Source organism: Pediococcus ethanolidurans, assembly GCF_001437405.1.
In the GTDB taxonomy this organism is placed as follows: domain Bacteria; phylum Bacillota; class Bacilli; order Lactobacillales; family Lactobacillaceae; genus Pediococcus; species Pediococcus ethanolidurans.
This window is the reverse complement of the sequence record NZ_JQBY01000048.1, coordinates 1-3,297: the sequence shown is the minus strand read 5'-3', so window position 1 is coordinate 3,297 and position 3,297 is coordinate 1. Positions and strand designations below refer to the sequence as shown.

The 3,297-nt window shown below is 49.3% G+C and carries 2 rRNA genes; both read right to left on the bottom strand.

Going from position 1 to position 3,297, the window contains the following annotated elements:
* Positions 1-117, bottom strand: a 5S ribosomal RNA gene (gene rrf / locus IV87_RS10705).
* Positions 118-210: 93 nt separating this feature from the next.
* A 23S ribosomal RNA gene (locus IV87_RS10700) occupies positions 211-3,134 on the bottom strand.
* Positions 3,135-3,297: the final 163 nt, after the last annotated feature.

Below are 3,297 nucleotides of genomic sequence, written 5' to 3'. Positions count from 1 at the left end.
GCATGGCAACGTCCTACCCTCGCAGGGAGCGATCCCCCAACTACTCTCGGCGCTAAGAAGCTTAACTTCTGTGTTCGACATGGGAACAGGTGTATCCTTCTCGCTATCGCCACCACACTTCTCCGATCCACCTTCGTGGCTCGTGTGAAAGAAATTTATTCTCTCAAAACTAAATAATATCGAATCCTTCTCTATTGAGAACACCACTTTGTGGTTAAGTCCTCGACCGATTAGTATTGGTCCGCTCCATGTATCACTACACTTCCACTCCCAACCTATCTACCTGATCATCTCTCAGGGGTCTTACTTCCATAAATGGAATGGGAAATCTCATCTTGAGGCGAGTTTCACACTTAGATGCTTTCAGCGTTTATCTCATCCATACATAGCTACCCAGCGATGCTCCTGGCGGAACAACTGGTACACCAGCGGTATGTCCATCCCGGTCCTCTCGTACTAAGGACAGATCCTCGCAAATTTCCTACGCCCGCGACGGATAGGGACCGAACTGTCTCACGACGTTCTGAACCCAGCTCGCGTACCGCTTTAATGGGCGAACAGCCCAACCCTTGGGACCGACTACAGCCCCAGGATGCGATGAGCCGACATCGAGGTGCCAAACCTCCCCGTCGATGTGAACTCTTGGGGGAGATAAGCCTGTTATCCCCAGGGTAGCTTTTATCCGTTGAGCGATGGCCCTTCCATACGGTACCACCGGATCACTAAGCCCGACTTTCGTCCCTGCTCGACCTGTCTGTCTCGCAGTCAAGCTCTCTTCTGCCTTTACACTCAGCGAATGATTTCCAACCATTCTGAGAGAACCTTTGGGCGCCTCCGTTACTCTTTAGGAGGCGACCGCCCCAGTCAAACTGCCCACCTGACACTGTCTTCCGCCACGCTTAGTGGCGCGAGTTAGAGGGTTCATACAGCGAGGGTAGTATCCCACCAACGCCTCCACCGAAACTAGCGTTCCGGTTTCTATGGCTCCTACCTATCCTGTACAAGCTGTACAAACACTCAATATCAAGCTACAGTAAAGCTCCATGGGGTCTTTCCGTCCTGTCGCGGGTAACCCGCATCTTCACGGGTATTATAATTTCACCGAGTCTCTCGTTGAGACAGTGCCCAGATCGTTACGCCTTTCGTGCGGGTCGGAACTTACCCGACAAGGAATTTCGCTACCTTAGGACCGTTATAGTTACGGCCGCCGTTTACTGGGGCTTCATTTCAAAGCTTCGCCGAAGCTAACTCATTCACTTAACCTTCCAGCACCGGGCAGGCGTCAGCCCCTATACGTCATCTTACGATTTTGCAGAAACCTGTGTTTTTGATAAACAGTCGCCTGGGCCTATTCACTGCGGCTGATCTTGCGATCAGCACCCCTTCTTCCGAAGTTACGGGGTCATTTTGCCGAGTTCCTTAACGAGAGTTCTCTCGCTCACCTGAGGATACTCTCCTCGACTACCTGTGTCGGTTTGCGGTACGGGTAGTTAAACTCTAACTAGAAGCTTTTCTCGGCAGTGTGACATCAGGAACTTCGTTACTTTAAATTTCACTCCCCATCACAGCTTGTCCTTAAGACTGAAAGCATTTAACTCTCAATCAGACTTGCTGCTTGGGCGCACATATCCAACCGTGCGCATTCCTTAGCCTCCTGCGTCCCTCCATTGTTCAAACAAGTTTAACTAGTACAGGAATCTCAACCTGTTATCCATCGTCTACGCCTCTCGGCCTCGACTTAGGTCCCGACTAACCCTGGGTGGACGAGCCTTCCCCAGGAAACCTTAGTCATTCGGTGGACAGGATTCTCACCTGTCTTTCGCTACTCATACCGGCATTCTCACTTCTAAGCGCTCCAACAGTCCTCACGGTCTGCCTTCGTTGCCCTTAGAACGCTCTCCTATCACGCCACCTTACGGTGGCATCCACAGTCTCGGTAATATGTTTAAGCCCCGGTACATTTTCGGCGCAGAATCACTCGACTAGTGAGCTATTACGCACTCTTTAAATGATGGCTGCTTCTGAGCCAACATCCTAGTTGTCTATGCAACTCCACATCCTTTTCCACTTAACATATATTTAGGGACCTTAACTGGTGGTCTGGGCTGTTCCCCTTTCGACGATGGATCTTATCACTCACCGTCTGACTCCCGGACATAAATCAATGGCATTCGGAGTTTATCTGAATTCAGTAACCCAAGACGGGCCCCTAGTCCAAACAGTGGCTCTACCTCCATGATCCTTAATCCGAGGCTAGCCCTAAAGCTATTTCGGAGAGAACCAGCTATCTCCAAGTTCGTTTGGAATTTCACCGCTACCCACACCTCATCTCAGCACTTTTCAACGTACACGAGTTCGGTCCTCCAGTGCGTTTTACCGCACCTTCAACCTGGACATGGGTAGGTCACTTGGTTTCGGGTCTACATCTACATACTCAGTCGCCCTATTCAGACTCGCTTTCGCTGCGGCTCCGTTTTTTCAACTTAACCTGGCATGTAAACGTAACTCGCCGGTTCATTCTACAAAAGGCACGCCATCACCCCTTAACGGGCTCTGACTTCTTGTAGGCACATGGTTTCAAGAACTGTTTCACTCCCCTTCCGGGGTGCTTTTCACCTTTCCCTCACGGTACTGGTTCACTATCGGTCACTAGGGAGTATTTAGCCTTGGGAGATGGTCCTCCCGGATTCCGACGGAGTTACACGTGTTCCGCCGTACTCAGGATCCTGAACTGAGGGATCTTCATTTTGCCTACGGGGCTATCACCCGCTCTGGCCAGTCTTCCCAGACTGTTCGGCTATGAAAATCTTTGGTAACTCAAATGTTCAGTCCTACAACCCCAGGAAGCAAGCTTCCTGGTTTGGGCTGTTCCCCGTTCGCTCGCCGCTACTTAGGGAATCGATATTTCTTTCTCTTCCTGCGGGTACTGAGATGTTTCAGTTCCCCGCGTCTACCTCCAACCACGTTATGTATTCACGTGGTGGTAACAACGGATTAATGTTGTTGGGTTTCCCCATTCGGAAATCTCCGGATCAAAGCTTACTTACAGCTCCCCGAAGCATATCGGTGTTAGTCCCGTCCTTCATCGGCTCCTAGTACCAAGGCATTCACCATGCGCCCTTTATAACTTAACCTAACTTTACCTGCGGTAAAGTGGTTTTGAGTTTAGCGATTATTTTTTGAACTAATCTTGTTTTAAAACTCTATAAAACGCAGTGTTCTCGGTTTAATTACATTATAATAAATAATTAAAATTAGAAAATTTTTCGATATTATTTAGTTTTCAAAGAACAAATT